The sequence below is a fragment of the Candidatus Kuenenia stuttgartiensis genome, assembly GCF_900232105.1.
Taxonomy (GTDB): Bacteria; Planctomycetota; Brocadiia; order Brocadiales; family Brocadiaceae; genus Kuenenia; species Kuenenia stuttgartiensis_A.
In genome coordinates, this window is sequence record NZ_LT934425.1 from 3536291 (window position 1) to 3553737 (window position 17447).

The 17447-nt window shown below is 43.7% G+C and carries 11 protein-coding genes; 7 read left to right on the plus strand and 4 right to left on the minus strand.

From position 1 onward, the window contains the following. Window positions 1-60 precede the first annotated feature (60 nt). Both KSMBR1_RS16510 and KSMBR1_RS16515 read left to right on the plus strand, forming a co-directional pair. The gene (locus KSMBR1_RS16510; protein ID WP_197705236.1) at window positions 61-1278 is read left to right on the plus strand and encodes an aryl-sulfate sulfotransferase; all 1218 of its coding nucleotides are present in this window, start codon (window positions 61-63) and stop codon (window positions 1276-1278) included. A 64-nt stretch (window positions 1279-1342) separates the two neighbouring features. Continuing rightward, a complete protein-coding gene (locus KSMBR1_RS16515) occupies window positions 1343-4342 on the plus strand; it encodes a DUF7948 domain-containing protein (protein WP_172953491.1) in 3000 nt (999 codons plus the stop codon). Between the two features lie 82 nt (window positions 4343-4424). On the opposite strand, the gene folD is transcribed toward KSMBR1_RS16515, so the two are convergent. Further along, window positions 4425-5336 (minus strand): bifunctional methylenetetrahydrofolate dehydrogenase/methenyltetrahydrofolate cyclohydrolase FolD, encoded by a 912-nt coding sequence (gene folD / locus KSMBR1_RS16520; protein ID WP_099326304.1) that lies wholly within the window; start codon window positions 5334-5336, stop codon window positions 4425-4427. Between the two features lie 578 nt (window positions 5337-5914). Between folD and KSMBR1_RS16525 the strand changes: the two genes are divergently transcribed. The 3 genes from KSMBR1_RS16525 to uvrA all read left to right on the plus strand — a co-directional run bounded on the left by KSMBR1_RS16525 (window position 5915) and on the right by uvrA (window position 11330). Next, window positions 5915-6676: a GlcG/HbpS family heme-binding protein gene (locus KSMBR1_RS16525; RefSeq protein WP_419470241.1), complete on the plus strand. Its 762-nt coding sequence runs from the start codon at window positions 5915-5917 to the stop codon at window positions 6674-6676. 314 nt (window positions 6677-6990) lie between these two features. Then, window positions 6991-8508, plus strand: coding sequence for a leucyl aminopeptidase (locus KSMBR1_RS16530; RefSeq protein ID WP_099326305.1), 1518 nt, complete (start codon window positions 6991-6993; stop codon window positions 8506-8508). After that, window positions 8505-11330 carry an excinuclease ABC subunit UvrA gene (gene uvrA, locus KSMBR1_RS16535; protein ID WP_099326306.1) on the plus strand — a complete coding sequence of 942 codons (2826 nt, stop codon included), beginning with the start codon at window positions 8505-8507 and terminating at the stop codon, window positions 11328-11330. The genes KSMBR1_RS16530 and uvrA overlap by 4 nt, the downstream gene beginning before the upstream one ends. A gap of 196 nt (window positions 11331-11526) precedes the next feature. On the opposite strand, the gene gspE is transcribed toward uvrA, so the two are convergent. The 3 genes from gspE to KSMBR1_RS16550 form a co-directional block, all read right to left on the minus strand. Continuing rightward, window positions 11527-13203, minus strand: a complete 1677-nt coding sequence (gspE, locus tag KSMBR1_RS16540) for a type II secretion system ATPase GspE (RefSeq protein WP_099326307.1) — start codon at window positions 13201-13203, stop codon at window positions 11527-11529. Between the two features lie 302 nt (window positions 13204-13505). Beyond that, on the minus strand, window positions 13506-13946 hold the full coding sequence (gene gspG, locus KSMBR1_RS16545; RefSeq protein ID WP_099326308.1) for a type II secretion system major pseudopilin GspG: 441 nt from the start codon (window positions 13944-13946) through the stop codon (window positions 13506-13508). A 213-nt stretch (window positions 13947-14159) separates the two neighbouring features. After that, complete coding sequence (locus KSMBR1_RS16550; RefSeq protein WP_099326309.1) at window positions 14160-14846, minus strand: prepilin-type N-terminal cleavage/methylation domain-containing protein; 687 nt, start codon at window positions 14844-14846, stop codon at window positions 14160-14162. Between the two features lie 691 nt (window positions 14847-15537). On the opposite strand from KSMBR1_RS16550, the gene KSMBR1_RS16555 reads away from it, so the two are divergent. Together KSMBR1_RS16555 and KSMBR1_RS16560 are read left to right on the plus strand one after the other, a co-directional pair. Next, on the plus strand, window positions 15538-15954 hold the full coding sequence (locus KSMBR1_RS16555; RefSeq protein WP_099326310.1) for a response regulator: 417 nt from the start codon (window positions 15538-15540) through the stop codon (window positions 15952-15954). Then, a complete protein-coding gene (locus KSMBR1_RS16560) occupies window positions 15938-17302 on the plus strand; it encodes a cache domain-containing protein (RefSeq protein WP_099326311.1) in 1365 nt (454 codons plus the stop codon). Before KSMBR1_RS16555 ends, KSMBR1_RS16560 begins: the two co-directional genes overlap by 17 nt. Window positions 17303-17447 lie beyond the last annotated feature (145 nt).

Sequence of the window (17447 nt, forward strand, 5' to 3'; positions counted from 1 at the left end):
TTGTATCTGCCGCAAGTATTGTATTGTAAACTCAATGGCATTTTATAGGAAAAACGGAGTATGAAAAGCTCAAAACAAATAATAAAAACAGCGATGTATATTTTAGGTTTCACCGCATTGATTAGCGGCTGGCAAGGTAAAGGCATACACGCAGATGATCTGGTGGATAAGTTGGCGATAGACCAGCAAACCCACCGCAGGGTCAGCCGCACAGGTGTTGTTGCAGTTGACAGGGAAAAAGCGGCTATGGGATATATTCTTTTTACTCCAATGAATAATACCTGCGGCGAAGTATTTCTTATTGATACGAATGACGGCAAGGTGGTGCATCAGTGGAATTTGCCTTATGCCCCAGGTGTGTATGGCTATTTACTGCCGAATGGCAATCTTTTCTATAACGGGCAGGTTGAGGATGACGGCGCCTGGGATCTGTGGCCAAACTGGAACAGTTTTAAAGGGGGCATTATGATGGAAGTGGACTGGAAAGGAAATATTGTATGGGAGCTTCGCAATCCCTACCATCACCATGACGGCAGGCGTACTTCTTCCGGAGGCGCCATTTACCTGGCGGTGGAAAAACTGTCAGAGGAGATAAGAGACCAGGTACAAGGGGGGACTGAAGGTTCCAGCAAAAAAGGCGATATGTGGGCGGATATTATTATAGAGGTAGATGCGAATGGAAGTCAGGTATGGAAGTGGCATGCGAAGGATCACCTTGATTTTGATACGGATGTTATTCAATCAAATTGCCCCAGGGATGAATGGACGCACGCAAATGCCGTTGTCCCGTTAGAAGATGACAACCAGGTAATGGTGAGTTTTAGAAATATCTCTACCGTTGGAATTATTGACAAGAATACCGGGAAATTTGTCTGGAAGCTCGGACACTCTGTCTTTGCCCAGCAACATGACCCACGCATCCTTAAGAATGGCAATATACTTGTATTCGATAACGGACAGCAACGGAAGTCTGAACCCGTCCCCTATTCCAGAGTAATAGAACTAAACCGGGATACAAAAGAGATTGTGTGGCGATACCGTGATGTGCCGGCAATTAATTTTTTCAGCCCTACAATATCGGGGGCGCAAAGATTATCAAACGGGAATACCCTTATCACCGAAGGGTGTTTTGGCCGCATATTTCAGGTAACATCCGACAAGGAAGTGGTATGGGAATATGTAAGTCCTTATTTTTATGCGAATAAAGAAGATGTGATTGATAATTCCATTTTTAAAGCCACATTTTATACCGCAGAGGAAATTCCTAATTTACGATAACATAGTAGGGACATGGCATGCCATGTCCCTACTATGCAAGAACCCGAGGAGGGGAATTTTTGAGATGAAGAACAGGAACGTTGCGTTGGCATTTTTGATATGCATTGCACTATGGGTGTTTTCTTTTAAACAGGTATGTTTAGCGGCTGAGAAATTTGATATACAAACGCCTGTTTCCAAAGATGAATTGTTTGGTGGGAGCGGACAGCAAACAAAGGACAAAAAAGCCGTTGAAAAGATTGTGAAAATGGAGACGCCTTTCATTGTCAACAAGGGGCAGCAGGATGAACGGGTGGCATTTTATGCGCACATCTTCTGCGGCACAGTGTTTGTCACAAAAGACGGAGAAATGGTGTATGTATTGCCGGAGCATCAAAGAAAACAGGCATTAAGCGCGCGTAAGGCGAAAAACAAGACGACTCCCCCTGATTTCTCCGAAACAATTGAGAAAAGTTCCGGCAAGAAAGGCATTGCCGGTGAAAAGAGGGGGCTTTTCATTCTCCGGGAAAAACTTGCGGGCAGTGCCCTATCCGGAATACGAGGGGAAGAAGAGGTGGCAGCGAAGATCAATTATTTTAAGGGGGATGACGCTGGGAAATGGATGTCCGCAATTTCAAGCTACAGGATGGTAAGTCTGGGAGAGGTATACGATGGGATAGAATTGAAATTAAAAGCGTATGGAAATGCCGTAGAAAAGCTGTTTTATGTAAAACCAGGGGCAAACCCCGACGAAATAAGGGTTTGCCTTGAAACGGCAGAAAGAAGCACATTAAAAATTAATGCTTATGGCGGGCTTGCGGTTGAAACACAAACCGGGATGGCGGCATTTTCGCGCCCTGTTGCGTATCAGATTATCAACGGCAAAAAAGTAGATGTGCCTGTGACATATTATCTTCATGAGGGTGAAAAGATATCAGACAACAGTGGGCATCGTATCGTAGAAAATAAGAAGTATGGATGGCGCAGAACGGCAAATAGTAAGGGTGCTAAACCTGTATTTGCGAACAATATAACGGAAACCGCTATTGGTGATAAATTTATCTATGGTTTCCGAACGGCTAATTTTGACAGGTCAAAGGAACTCGTCATTGACCCTATTATTTCATCTACTTTTTTGGGAGGTTATTCTGACGAAGAGTGCAGGTCTTTGGGAGTGGACTCAAATGATAATGTGTTTGTTCTTGGAGTAACAATGTCAGATGACTTTCCTGTGACAGATGATGCATATGCAACCTCTTCCAGCGGTAATAAAGATGTTTTTATCTCAAAATTCAGCAATGACCTGACGAGTCTTCTTGCTTCAACATATCTTGGCGGTTCTAATACTGAAGATGCCCATGCACTGGCGATTGGTTCAGGCGACAACGTTTACATAACGGGCTTTACTTATTCAAAAGATTTTCCTGTAACGGGAGATGCGTATGACGCCTCGTATTCCGGCGGTGATGCCTTTGTGTCGAAGTTGAGCGGCGATCTTGGCAGTTTATTGGCGTCAACATATCTGGGCGGGTCGTATAGTGAAGAAGCCCGCTCGCTGGCGCTTGATATAAACGGCAATGTATATGTAGCGGGCATGACCTCCTCTACTAACTTTCCCACCACCGAAGGCGCTTACGATACATCGTCTTCGGGCTTATACAGAGATGTTTTTATCACAAAATTCGATGATGGTTTAAACAGTTTGCTTGCCTCGACATATCTGGGCGGGTCAGAGTATGACGGAGCCTATTCACTGGCGCTTGATGTAAGTAATAATGTGTATGTAACGGGCATTACCAAATCAGAAGACTTTCCGGTGACTGACGACGTTTTTGACGAATCATTTAACGGCAGTGCGGATGCGTTTCTCTCGAAATTCAACAGCGATCTGACCAGTCTGCTTGCTTCAACATATATTGGCGGATATGATTATGACGGCGCTTATTCATTGGCGCTGGATTCAAGCGGAAACGTATATATAACAGGTTATACAGGTTCAACAGAGTCCGCGGATTTTCCCACAACTGCCGGCGCGTATGATTCGTCTTATTATGGGGGAGACGTCTTTGTATCGAAGTTTAATGATGATTTAACCAGTCTGCTTGCTTCAACCTATCTTGGCGGCTCGGATTATGAAGAGGCGTATGCATTAGTAACAGATGCTGAGGATAATGTGTATGTAACTGGCATTACCAAATCAGAAGACTTTCCTACAACTGCTAACGTTTTTGACGAATCATTTAACGGCGGTGCGGATGTGTTTATTTCGAAATTCAACAGCGATCTGACCAGTCTGCTTGCTTCAACGTATCTTGGTGGGGCGGATGATGATAAATCCCTCGCGATGGTTTTGGGTGCTGCCGGAGGCGTGTATATTGCAGGTTCAACGTATTCGAATGATTTCCCGGTCACAGAAGCAGCATATAGCGCCGGTTTTAATAGTGAGTTGGGCAATGCATTCATATCACGATTCGACAGCTCACTTTCGGTAAGCGGGGAAGTAACTACGGGCGAGGCGTCATATATAACCGTTGAATCGGCTACATTGCACGGGACAATTAATGCCGCCGGACTGTCAACGATAGCATGGTTTGAGTATGGAACGGTGAGCGGTTCTTATGATAATACAACAGAAGAACTAACGGTTGGCGGATATGAGGATGTTTCTATAAATAGTAGTGTCAGTAGCCTGAGTTTCAGTACAACGTATTATTACCGGCTGGTAGCAAAAAACAGCGTTGGGACGTTATACGGAAGTGAAATGTCATTCAAAACATCAGCGCAGTGTAAGAGAGAGACTGTATCTGCGGATCAGCAGATTATGGAAATTGCCCGCACTTCTTCCGCACCGGTTACGATAACAGTTGCATGTAATGGTGGCGACCCTCGCTATGGTGTGCTGCTAATCTGGGAAATCATAAAGGGTGGAAACAATATTTCCATATCTCCCGAAAATGCAATCACAGATGATAATGGACAGGCTGTGTTTACGATTGAGGGCGTAAAGAGAGGAAATGCAACGGCAAGGTTTGTGTCAAGCGACTCAAATAGTAAGGCAAAAGTTAAAGTAAGAGTAACTCGATAGTGTAAGGTCAGAGGTCAGAAGTCAGAAGTCAGAGATCCATGTTTTTCGCGGACCTCCAACCTCCGGATGAAAGCGTAATTTTCTATTTTATCCCCAGTTTAAACTTCAAAGACCTGAGGGTATTTCTCATAAGCATTGTAATGGTCATAGGGCCTACTCCTCCGGGAACAGGGGTAATAAATCCTGCAATTTCACTCGCCGCTTCAAAATCAACATCTCCTTTTAAAAGAGCAACCATCTTGTTTGGGTCGTTCTTGCTGGGTTTTTCGCCTACCCTGTTCACCCCCACATCAATTACACACGCGCCAGGTTTAATCCATTCAGGTTTTACCAGTCCGGGAACTCCTGCGGCAACAATAAGGACGTCTGCGCGTTTGCAGTGTTCCGCCATATTTCTTGTTTGTGTATGGACTATTGTTACCGTAGCGTCCGCCCCTTTCCCTTTCTGAAGCATCATATTCGCGATTGGTTTTCCCACAATGTTAGAACGCCCAACCACAACCACCTCAGCGCCGCGGGTTTCAACGCCAGACCGTACAATCAATTCCTGAATGCCGGCGGGGGTGCAGGGCGGGAATTTTACCTCATTGCCTCCGATCATAAGACGTCCGACATTTACAGGATGAAACCCATCAACATCCTTGTCCGGATCAATGGCATTAAGCACCTTCTTTTCATCAATATGTTTCGGGAGTGGAAGCTGTACAAGGATGCCGTGAATTGAATCGTCGTGGTTGTACTTTTCAATAAGGGCGAGAAGGTCCTTTTCTGAAATATCCGCCGGTTGTGAATCCTGCACCTCTTTAAAACCAACCCGGTGAGCGGTTTTGATTTTTAAGGTTACATACGACATGGATGCCGGGTTTTCTCCGACAAGGATTGTTACCAGGCCTGGAACAACGCCGTGTTTCTTCTTTATTTCCGCTACTTCACCGGTAATTTCCTCTAATATTTGTTCACCAATCTCTGTACCTTTAATTAATTTTGCGGACATGACAATACACTCTCCTTTCAGCTATATACAATAAAAAACAAGTTTTAACTTTTAAAAAACTAAAGCGTTACAAATACTGTGAATCCTGAACCCGCCTTGAATATCTCATTGATTTTACAGTGGTTATAATGCGTTTGCACTGCAAAATGACACAACAGGTTCTTTTTTGAGGAGTTAGAATGATAGTAAAACACACAGGGAAATACAACTTTTTTTCGCCATTTTTCTGTGATTTACAACGTCAGATATTCAATGTATGGAAAAACACGTGTTTCAGCAAAGCCGGTGAGGGAATCAATCTGCCGTAAGGTGGGTGAGACGAATAAAGTGGATTATTTTAAGCTGCGGTTCGATTCTTGACAAGGGGGTATCTTAAATGTACAGTAGGTCGCATTTGTTCCATAATAAACGTATAGGAATTTCAATATTTTTCCTCCCGTTACAAAGCTCCAGCTTGGGAACGGGATTTGTCGAGAAGCTTCGTCTTAGACGTAGTTATGCCTGAGAAAAATGGCAAAGAAGTATATGAAATCATGTGTGGTTCAATTATTAAAAATTTATTATTGGGAGGTAGTATGATGAGCATTCGTAAGATACTTTTTTATGCCTTTTTTGTTACCGTGTCTTTTCATGGTATGAATTCTTCTTTGTATGCTGCCGGTGGTTTGCCTTCCCATTCGGCATTAAAAGATGCGTTATCGGCGGTGGTAAAAGAAGACAACGGCGGCTTTGGTTTCAATATGTGGGCAACCGTTGTAGATCGGGACGGCTTTGTGAGAGTGGTGGTCTTCTCCGGAAATGAGAGAGGCGATCAGTGGCCCGGAAGCAGGGTTATTTCAGCACAAAAGGCAAACACTGCAAATGCGTTCAGTTTGCCCGGATTTGCATTATCGACTGCGAATCTTTTTTCTGCAGTTCAGCCTGGCGGCAGTTTGTTCGGGCTGCAGTTGAGTAATCCGGTTGATACAGAAACCGCCTACAGCGGGGCGCCGCAGAAATATGGAAAGGAAAACGACCCTATGGCTGGCAGGAGGATTGGCGGTATAAATGTGTTTGGAGGCGGACTGGCGCTTTACAATAGTGAAGGTGTGCTGATTGGTGCATTGGGAGTGAGCGGAGATAGTTCCTGTGCTGACCATATTATTGCATGGAAAGTACGGCATGTCCTTATGCTGGACTATGTCCCCAAAGGTGTCAGCCCTTCCGGCGACGATAATATCATACATGACATAATTGCCGGGACAAGCCAAAGTGGCTGGGGGCATCCGGAATGTTCTCCGGAGGCAATGAAGATTGCGGAAAAATTGCCTAAAACACATCCTGTTCGTACAAAAAAATGAAATAGAGTAACAATTTAGTTTCTCGAAAAATGTATTATCTATAAGCTCCATAGGAGCGAACTGTTTGTAGCAAGATAAGGATGAAGAGGTACTAGCTCCGTCAGGAGCGGCCTGTTTATCTATGAATCATACACAGGCCGCTCCTGTGGAGCTATTTACTCTATTGAATTTTATTGAGCTACAAACAGACCACCCCTAACGGGGTTATATTGTTTTTTATATAGTGGCTTTTCAAAAAGCTAAATTGTTACAAAATAAATAATTTTTCAATGCAAAAATATCTCTTGAACTGCTTTTAAAGAAAGGTGTTATTTGTGATTATCAATGCGAAAACAGGACATGCGGCAGATGAAACGGCGGAAATGTTAGTTTTTTATATGTACGAAGATAGCAAAAAGATACACGAGACATTAGAACCCTTCGATGTTTCATTCAACCATGCCATCTCTGAATTATTAAAAAATAAGGAATTTACCGTAAAGCTTAACAATCTCCGTGCCTTGCCTACCTATGGCAAATTTCCCTCCCAGTATGTCCTGCTTGTTGGTTTAGGGAAAAAAGAAGATATTACCTTTGACAAAATCAGACAGGCGTCCGGTACTTCCGTTAAAACCGCGCGTGATATGGGTATTAAGAAGGTGACAAGCGTAATGGATTCACTGGAAATCCTTGCAGAAAGGCTGGAAGAATGGTGCCAGTCCTTTACCGAAGGCGCTGTATTAGGGCTGTATCAATTTAAAAAGTATAAACAAACAAAGCCGGAAGAAGAAAAGGAAGTCAGGGCGCTTACCCTTTTGGTATCTGATAAGAAAATCCTGACTCCGGTGAAGGAAGGCATAAAACGCGGACAGGTTATCGCAAATGCAGTTTCATTCGCCAGAGACCTGGTGAACACTCCCTCACAGGATAAAAATCCTACTATACTGTCGAATATTGCAAAAAATATTGCAAAAGAGCAAGGCGTCTCATGCAAGATATTATCAACACCTGACCTTAAAAAACTCAGGATGGGAGGCATATTGGGTGTTGCCCAGGGCAGCACACAGCCCCCGAAATTCATCATACTGGAGTATAATCCGCAAAGCAAAAATCAGGACACTATTGTAATTGTCGGGAAAGGCATCACCTTTGATTCCGGGGGGATATGTCTGAAACCGGCAAAAAACATGGACCAGATGAAAAGCGATATGTCGGGAGGGGCAGCCGTACTGGGTGTTTTCAGCGCCCTTGCCAAACTTAAGGTCACCCAGCGTATTGTAGGGCTTATTCCCTGTACGGAAAACATGCCGGGCGGCTCTGCAATTAAACCGGGTGATATTGTCACATTTCATTCCGGCAAAACTGCTGAGGTGGCAAATACCGACGCCGAAGGACGTCTGATCCTTGCCGATGCGCTTGCTTATGCTGAGAAATTTCATCCCGGTGCAGTAGTAGATTTCGCAACGCTTACCGGAGCATGCGTAGTCGCTTTGGGCGGCATTGCAACAGGAATGCTGGGGAATAATGAAGAACTGAAAAACAGGATAAAAACCGCCGGAGAAAAATCATGGGAAAGGGTATGGGAACTCCCTCTCTGGGAAGAATACCAGGAATTCATTAAAAGCGATATTGCAGATATTAAAAATACGGGAGGCAGCGGCGCCGGCACGATAACTGCTGCCTGTTTTTTAAGTAAGTTTACGGAGAAATATCCCTGGGTACACCTTGATATCGCAGGAACCTCCTGGGCGGAGAAAAATAACGCCTACATGCAAAAAGGGGCAACGGGAGTAGGTGTTATGCTGATGCTTGAGTTATTGAAGGACTGGAAGAAGTTTACGAAAGAAAAATGACCACAAAAGAAAACGGCAACTCCATTATCATCCGGGGGGCAAGAGAACATAACCTTAAAGGTATAAATGTGGACATACCGCGGGATCACATTACCGTTATTACCGGCATAAGCGGTTCCGGAAAGTCATCCCTTGCCTTTGACACGATTTACGCGGAAGGGCAGCGGCGCTACATCGAGAGTCTTTCCTCGTATGCCCGTCAATTTCTTGACCAGATTCAAAAACCCGACGTCGAACTTATTGAAGGGTTGCCGCCAACGATTGCCATTGAACAGCGCACCTGTCCCTCAAGCCCGCGTTCAACCGTGGCGACAATAACGGAAATCTACGATTATATGCGCCTGCTCTACGCAAAAACAGGCACCCCTTATTGCTGTCTCTGCAACTGCGTAATCGCCCGCCAAAGTATTGAACAAATACAGCAGAAAATCATGGAAATCCCCCAGAAATCAAGGATTATGCTCCTTGCGCCGCTTGTGATAGGGAAAAAAGGTGAACATCGGGAAATATTTCAATCGCTCTTACAAAAGGGGTTCGTAAGCGCACGGGTTGACGGCTCGGTCACTGACCTTGACGTCATCCCGAAACTGGCACGTTATAAAGCCCATGATATTTACGCAATTGTGGATAAACTCATTATAAAAGAAGGCGTCCAGTCACGGCTTCACCATTCCATTGAAACATGCCTCACTCTTGGCAATGGAGTGATGGTTGTAAGCGAAGAAAAGAAGAAACGTTGGAAAGACACGATCTTCAGCGAACGGTACGCCTGTCCCAATTGCGGCAAGGGATATGAAGAACCGGCCCCGCGCCTGTTTTCATTTAATAGTCCCTATGGCGCATGCCAGGGATGTGACGGACTCGGAAGTACCCTTGATTTTGATCCGGAATTAATTATTAAAGATAAGCATCTGAGCATTAAAGAGGGGGCAATTGACGCCTGGAACAATTGGGGTTCTCTTACACAGACAATTTATGATGATCACATCAAAACATTTACAGAAATGTATTCCATTTCACCTGCTACATCTTTCGCCAATCTGCCGGAAAAGGTTTCTCACGCATTGCTTTACGGGTCTGCGGATTTCGAGGGGGTTATTCCTGATCTGCACCGGATCTACAAAAAAACCACCTCTGAACGTGTTTTGAAGCGTCTCTCCGGTTACATGAGCTACAGAACGTGCTCACTGTGCAATGGCGCACGATTAAGGCCGGAGGCGCTTGCAGTAAAAATCAGTAACACCTCTATCCATGAAATCATGACATTCACTGTAGAGGAGGCGCTTGCATTTTTCAAAACGCTGACGTTCTCAGGACGACAGGCCGTTATTTCCAAACAACTGCTGAAAGAAATTCAAAGCAGGCTTCAGTTCATGATGGAGGTTGGGCTGCACTATCTTGCCCTTGGACGCAGCAGCGATACCCTTTCCGGGGGAGAAGCGCAAAGAACCCAACTGGCAAAACAGGTAGGAACGGGGCTTGTTGGTGTGTGCTACGTGCTGGATGAACCCACAATAGGCCTTCATCCGAGGGATAACGAACGACTCCAGAAAACCCTGTACGCCCTGAAAGAAAACGGAAACACGGTAATTCTTGTCGAGCATGACGAATACACAATTCGTCATGCTGATTACATCATCGACCTTGGGCCAAAAGCGGGAGAGCAGGGGGGGCGTATCGTAGCGCAAGGGACATTGAAGGAAATTCTCAGCAATCCTGACTCCATAACCGGCCGTTATCTGTGCCATTCACCGGAAACAATCACTACGCATAAAAGAAAAAAATACAATCTGAAACACGCCCTGGAAATTAAAGGTGCATGTGCCAATAACCTGAAGACAATCTCGGTAAAAATCCCTTTAAAGGTTTTCTGTTGCATCACCGGCGTATCAGGTTCAGGCAAGAGCACACTTGTTCACGACGTCCTGTACCGCGCCCTTACAAAAGCCCTGCACGGCGGCCATACCCTCCCCGGGAAACACGAAAAAATTACCGGCATCAGGCATATTGACAAGGTTATTGAAATTGACCAGTCTCCCATAGGGCGCACGCCACGTTCAAATCCGGCGACGTATACAAAGGTGTTTGACCCAATTCGCGCCCTCTTTGCGCAAACACAGTCGGCAAAGATACGCGGTTATACCGCGGCAAGATACAGCTTCAACATCAGCGGTGGGCGCTGTGAGGCATGCAAGGGACAGGGCACAAAAAAAATGGAAATGCATTTTCTGCCCGATACCTATGTTATTTGTGATGAATGCAATGGAAAGCGGTACACCACTGCAACGTTGGAAACCATGTATAAAGGGAAAAATATATCCGAGGTGCTTGAAATGAGAATAGAAGATGCGCATTTTTTTTTTGCCGCTGTTCCCAGGATAGAAAGGGTTTTACGCACACTCAAGGACGTCGGGCTGGGATATATAAAACTGGGGCAGTCAAGCACGTCCCTTTCCGGAGGGGAAGCTCAAAGAATCAAGCTTGCCACGGAGCTTTCCAGGAGAGAAACAGGAAAGACCCTTTATATCCTTGATGAACCGACAACCGGTTTGCATATGGCAGACATACAACAATTACTGAAAATATTGCATCAGCTTGTTGATTTGGGGAATTCCGTGCTTGTCATAGAACATAATCATGAGGTTATTAAAGCGGCGGACTACATTATCGATCTGGGGCCTGAAGGGGGTGCAAAAGGAGGTGAAATTGTCGCGGCAGGAACGCCGGAGGAAATAGCAGAAACAAAAGAATCCTATACCGGAAGATATTTAAAAGAATTTATGACAAAGCAAGTTCTCAATGTAGGAAATTTAGAATGCTAATTAACCACAAATGAAACACATTCGCGGGTTCACTCATTAGAAGGCTTTTGTCAAGGACAAAAGCCTTCTAATGAGTGAACCCGCTGGGAATTAACTGCTAATGGACGCAAATAAACGCTAATATGAGTTTTTTTTATTCGCGTCTATTTGCGTCCATTAGCAGTTAATTATTCGATATTCGACTACCAATTGCCGACTACCCGTTTTCCGTATCAGAAGAGACCCTGAGTAGTTCCTCCAGGGTGGTCTCTCCCCTTCGAACCAGATCCAGCCCGTCATCCCATAACGTTTTTGTCCCTTTTTTCACGGCTTCTTTCATTATTTCACTTGAGTCTTTGTGGGCTAAAACGAGTCTTCGAATGCCTTCATCCACTACAAGAAACTCTGCAATTGTCCTTCTTCCCTTCAACCCCGTATTATTACAATCATCACACCCCTTTGGGCCATACAGGGGGACGCCTTCTTCTAGCCCAACCGTCTTGCGGATCTCCGGCCCCGGCATATACAACTCCCGGCATTTCGGGCATAGCCTGCGAACAAGCCTTTGGGCAAGCACGCCAATAAGGCACGATGAAATCAGGTAATCCTCTACTCCCATATCCATCAACCGGGTAAAGGCAGAAGCCGAATCATTTGTGTGAAGTGTTGAAAACACGAGGTGTCCGGTCAAAGAGGCCTGGACAGCGATTGACGCCGTTTCGCGATCCCTGATCTCGCCGATCAAAACAACATCCGGATCATGGCGTAAAATTGAACGCAGCCCTGACGCAAACGTCAGGTCGATCTGGGGGTTTACCTGTATCTGGTTTACGCCCTGCATACTGTATTCTACCGGATCTTCTACGGTTATTATCTTCACTTCAGGGGAAACGATCTCCTTGAGAACGGCATACAGTGTGGTTGTCTTTCCGCTTCCTGTTGGGCCTGTCACAAGAAACATGCCTTCCGGCCTGCTGATCAGCCTCCGGAATTTCTTTAAAAATTCAGGTTGAAATCCCAGCGTTTCCAGATCCAGCATTACGGCAGTACGGTCCAGAATCCTCATTACAATACCTTCGCCATGACTCATAGGGATAATGGACACACGTAAATCAATCTCCTTGCCTGCAACCCTCATTCTTATCCTGCCGTCCTGCGGCAGCCGTTTTTCGGCAATATTTAACTTTGCCATAATCTTGATACGTGAAACAATTGAGTTATACAACTCGCGGGGCGGGGGGGCAAGCTCACCCAGGACGCCGTCCACCCGGTAACGCAGCCGGGTATTTCTCTCAAAAACTTCAATATGTATATCGCTGGCGCCTACTTCAATTGCTTTTGTCAGGATGCTGTTTACCAGGCGGATAACGGGCGCTTCGGAGGCCATATCACGCAATTGTTCTATGTCTTCCATCATCTCAACAGATGAAGCCATAGCATCTTCCTCTTCTTCGCTCACCCCGGTTTCATAGAGTTTTTCCAGAGAACTAATGATATCTCTTTCTGTTCCGGCAAAGACCCTTACCTCCCTGCCGGTTGACAATGCAATTGCTTCAATCAGCAGCGTATCCTGCGGATCTGCAAGCGCGATATCTAGTACGTTTTCATCGAGGCTTAAAGGAAGCACCCGGTTTGTGGTCAAAAACACCTTCGGCACATTTTCCAGCATCGGATATGTATCCGTCTTCTTTTTTTCCCAAACCGGTATTTCCAGCAACCTGCTGTATGCGAGGCGCAGGTCTTCTTCTGAAACGGTTCCAAGGTCAATGAGTATACGGCCAAGCTTTTGTCCCGTCTGCTTCTGCGCTTCAAATGCCCGCTCTAAGTCCTGACGGTTTATCTTGCCTATTTCAAGAAGTACCTCTCCGACATTATTGTCCGTTGCCAACACCATACTTTATTATTCTCTCCTGCAAAAACACCTTTGTGGGCTTAAATTTGGTAACACATTAGTTCTTTAAAAAATTTCAATAATAGTGCTGTTTGCCGTGTAGTAGTGTAGGGACAGTGCATTTGGAATAAAAGATTGCGGCTTGTTCCTCTCTGAGATATCTAAGCCCGCTAAATCCATGCAGTACGACGAGGTTCGTCGTACTGCAAATTACAATTTCCAGTTTAAAAATACTAAAGTGTTACCAAATTTGCGGCTTGAACCCTGCATTCATAATGTTGCTTCGCCGCCCTCACCTATGAATGCTACTCCCAGCTTACCACGTCTGCATTTTCACCATCGCCGCCTTCTGCGCCGTCAGCGCCATACGAAATAATGTCATAATCGCCATTCTCTCCCGGATACACATATACGTAGTCATTTCCCCACGGGTCTTTAGGAATAAACTTCTTTTTTAAGTAGGGGCCTTTCCAGTTTTCCACTTCGTGCGGCGCCGCAACCAATGCCTCCATACCCTCCTCCTGCGTTGGATATCTGGTAGTATCGAGTTTAAACATTTCCAGGGCCGTTGAGAATCCTTCAATCTGTTGTTTTGCCACTGTCTGCCGTGATTCACCCACACGGCCAATCATTTTAGGCCCTATCAATGCAGCAAGCAGGCCTATAATAATCATAACTATGAGCAATTCCAACAACGTAAAACCACCATTTCTCAACAAATACGACCTCATTTTCAATTCTTTCATTTCACCATACTCCATGTAGTAAAGGTTGTAAAATTGTAACAATACTTCTTTTTGACAAAATATTTAATGGTAAAATCCGAAATACTAAATACGAAACAAATTCTAATGATAAAGCATAAAATTCAAAACAAATTCAAAATCTGTGTGATCGGTGGTTCCCCTTTCGTCTTTTCAAAGTATTAATATAATACATTGGCCGTTTAGCGCATGCCATTAATCATCCACATCTTCATCTTCTTCATCGACATCATAGGAATCATCTTCGTAGTTGTCAAAGGAATCGCTTCTGTTCTCCGCGTGTAATGGGGTCTTTCCCCTTGGTCCTCTACTTGTTAAAACAGCAGAAACTTTCAATGCATTGATCTTTTGTTCAATTTCTTTATCGGTAATTTCTCCCGGGATTCTTTCATATTTTACGGTCTGTTCCATGTCTTCGCCTAAGCGAAACGTGGCAAGGCCGCCCAGGGGTTCTATGTGCAAAACCGCAGTCATTTCACCATATGCAAACCCCAATTTCCTGCCGTGGGCAGTGCCGCTCGGATAAAAGGTAAAGACCCTTATTTGTTCGTCAGCATCCTCAAAATTATCAGAAAACATTTGTATTTCATAGGGGATTTCCAATTTTTCCATGCCTTCACACCATAGATAGCCGTCCAACAGGTCAAGCACTACTTCCGTTTTTGCCCCCCCGGACATTGCAATAATCCTGGCTTCTCTCAGGGAAAAAACAATGCCGGACATAATCTTCCTGAATTTAATGGTATCAAGAGACCCTGTATAGCGGGGAATTGAAATACCGGCAATGATTCCCATAATTACCATAACGATAATAAGTTCGATTAAAGTAAATCCATGCTTTTGCAAGGAATTCTTATTTGCAAAAAATATATATTTATCCATACACGAAATTATGAAATATTAAACAAAATCCAAAATCCCGATTAAAATAACCGTAACAGTTTAGATTTTTGAAAAAGCAAAAAATGCTCGTTCCCAGTTAGCGACAAGGCATGCTTTGACGCTACCTGGGAACGAGTGGTTTTCTTTCATAGAACTAAAATGTTACGAAGTCAATATTATACAGCATGCCTAAGCGTTTAAATAGAATTTTTTGATGTTGCCACTCCCTCTTTGGCAATCGGCAATCTACAGTCGGCAAATTGCAGACTGAGGATTGAGGATTGCCGACTGTGGTTATAAAAACCTCAACTTATTAAGAAGTTGCCTGTATTTGCCCTGTCGCCCCGCTCACCTTTACGAAACTGCAACCAAATTGTTTCCATCTGTAACTTTATTGCATTTTTGCTTCTATACCTTGTTATTTTATGTAGTTATGCCTATTGCCATAAATTTAACAGGAAACAAAAAGGTTACAATATTCTTTGTTCACAGATTGCCTGTTTTAGTTTTTAAAAATTTTATATCTTCTGAATGAAAGCACTTATGAATGTTTTACTGTTCTGTTTTTTTACAGGCACATCGGTTGCTCTATTCATAAAACAACGAACGCTATCGCAAGAAAACATCTGGCATCACAAGAACAGTGAGAAAAGGTTTAACCATTTTAGTGCAGGAAACAGAGAGTACACACATGCTATCGAAAAGAATTCTGATCGTTGATGATGAAGAGGGGTATAGAAAGGTATTATCGAATTCCCTGACGGATTTAGGGTTTGAGACAACAGTTGCAGCAAACGGCATGGATGCACTGGAAGAGATGAAAAAGAAAAACTATGCAGTGATATTACTGGACATGAAGATGCCAGGCATAGATGGAATTGAACTGTTAGAACGCATTCGAAAGGAACAGCTTTTTTCTTCAATAGTGATTATTACAGCATATACGTATGAAGATATTGCAAGGGAAGCCATTTGTAAGGGTGCAAAAAAGGTAATTAGGAAACCTTTTAGTATGGATGAAATCAAGTCGTGTCTTAATGAATTAATGAAACCGGAAGAGGCCGGTAAATTTAACATGGAAGAGGTAAAACATGAAGAAATTATTTAAGGAAAGTATATTTATCGTAGCTATCACCCTTGTATTCTTTGGATTATTTCCGCTTTTGTTGTTTCGCATGTTGGCATTTCCCAATGCGAAGACAGAGCTGGAACAACATGTTCAAAGAAATCTGGAAGACGCATTGTACAAACAAAATGACCTTCTCTCACGGTTTTGGGAAGAAAGAAGATCGCATGCACGTTCAATTTCTGATGCTATTCAAAGCACAATGTTTATTTATGGTGATGAAGATTTTGTAGGTATTTTAAGCGGCGGAAATGAACTTGAATATTTACGATTAAGCACGCAACTGGAGTGTACGAAGGCAGATTATGGTTATAAAGGGATTTTTATATGTGATGCGGCAGGTATTGTACACATAACGACCGCAGACGAAAAGTCACTTAAGGGAACGAATATTATGAAGGAAGACGCCTTTCGGGATGTTCAGGAGACTTTGTACGACGGCAAGTCATATATTTCTGGCGTATCACATTTCTCGGTAAATAAAAAAGAAGACACTGAAGAACCTTCGCTGTTCATATCATACCCAATCAAGGGAAATCGCCACGATATCATTGGAGCGATTTTCCTTTGGATGAATACTTCCCTGCTGGATACGGCGATGAATAGTTTTGTACTCGGGAAAACAGGTGAAGCCTATTTGATAAATAAAGAAGGAATTATGATTACACAATCAAGATTTTCCCGTCACCATGGAAATGAGACGAATGATACATGCAAAACGTGTCACATTGTAGAGAACCCGGAAACAAAAATGATGACAAAAGGAGTGAAAAGTTGTGTTACGGGAAAGGCTTCCGGCTATAACCTGGAAGGATATCGCGATTATGGAGGAATAAAGGTCGTTGGCGCATGGCGCTGGCTGAAAGATATGCACATGGGTTTAATGGTGGAGATAGATGCAGATGAGGCATTTAATACAATAAACAATATTAACTCAATGATAAAATCTTTCATGATTGTAGTGCTCATTCCCGCAGTTGTTCTTGCCTTTTTATTACACAGAAAAATCAATCTGGGATATATGATAAAAGGTTTGCCTCTCCCTAAAAAAACCTTGATCGGGACTGCCCTTATTCTTGTTGTGGGATTTATCATAGCGATTTTGGACGGATATCAGTTGAAGAAGGAAAGCGGTTATATCAGAGAACAGGAATACAGAATATCAAATCCCTTTAGTGTACTGGGATCTATTGCCATACTGAGAGAAGAAGGTTTTATAGAAAATAACATTTCAAAGTTCAGAAAGGAGTATCGTATTAAAAAATCTGAAAATATTTTTCACAATGATAAGAAGGAGAGCGAACTGGTAAAAGGCGGAAATTACCATTAAAAAGCGCTCTCGTTCCGTATAAGGAATGATAGACCTTGTTAGCCATTGATAAATGATATGTCACAAAAAGGCTAAAAAAGCAAATTCGAATAACTACTGTAGATGATACAGACCATTTTCAAGACGCTTAATTTTTTGAAAGGAG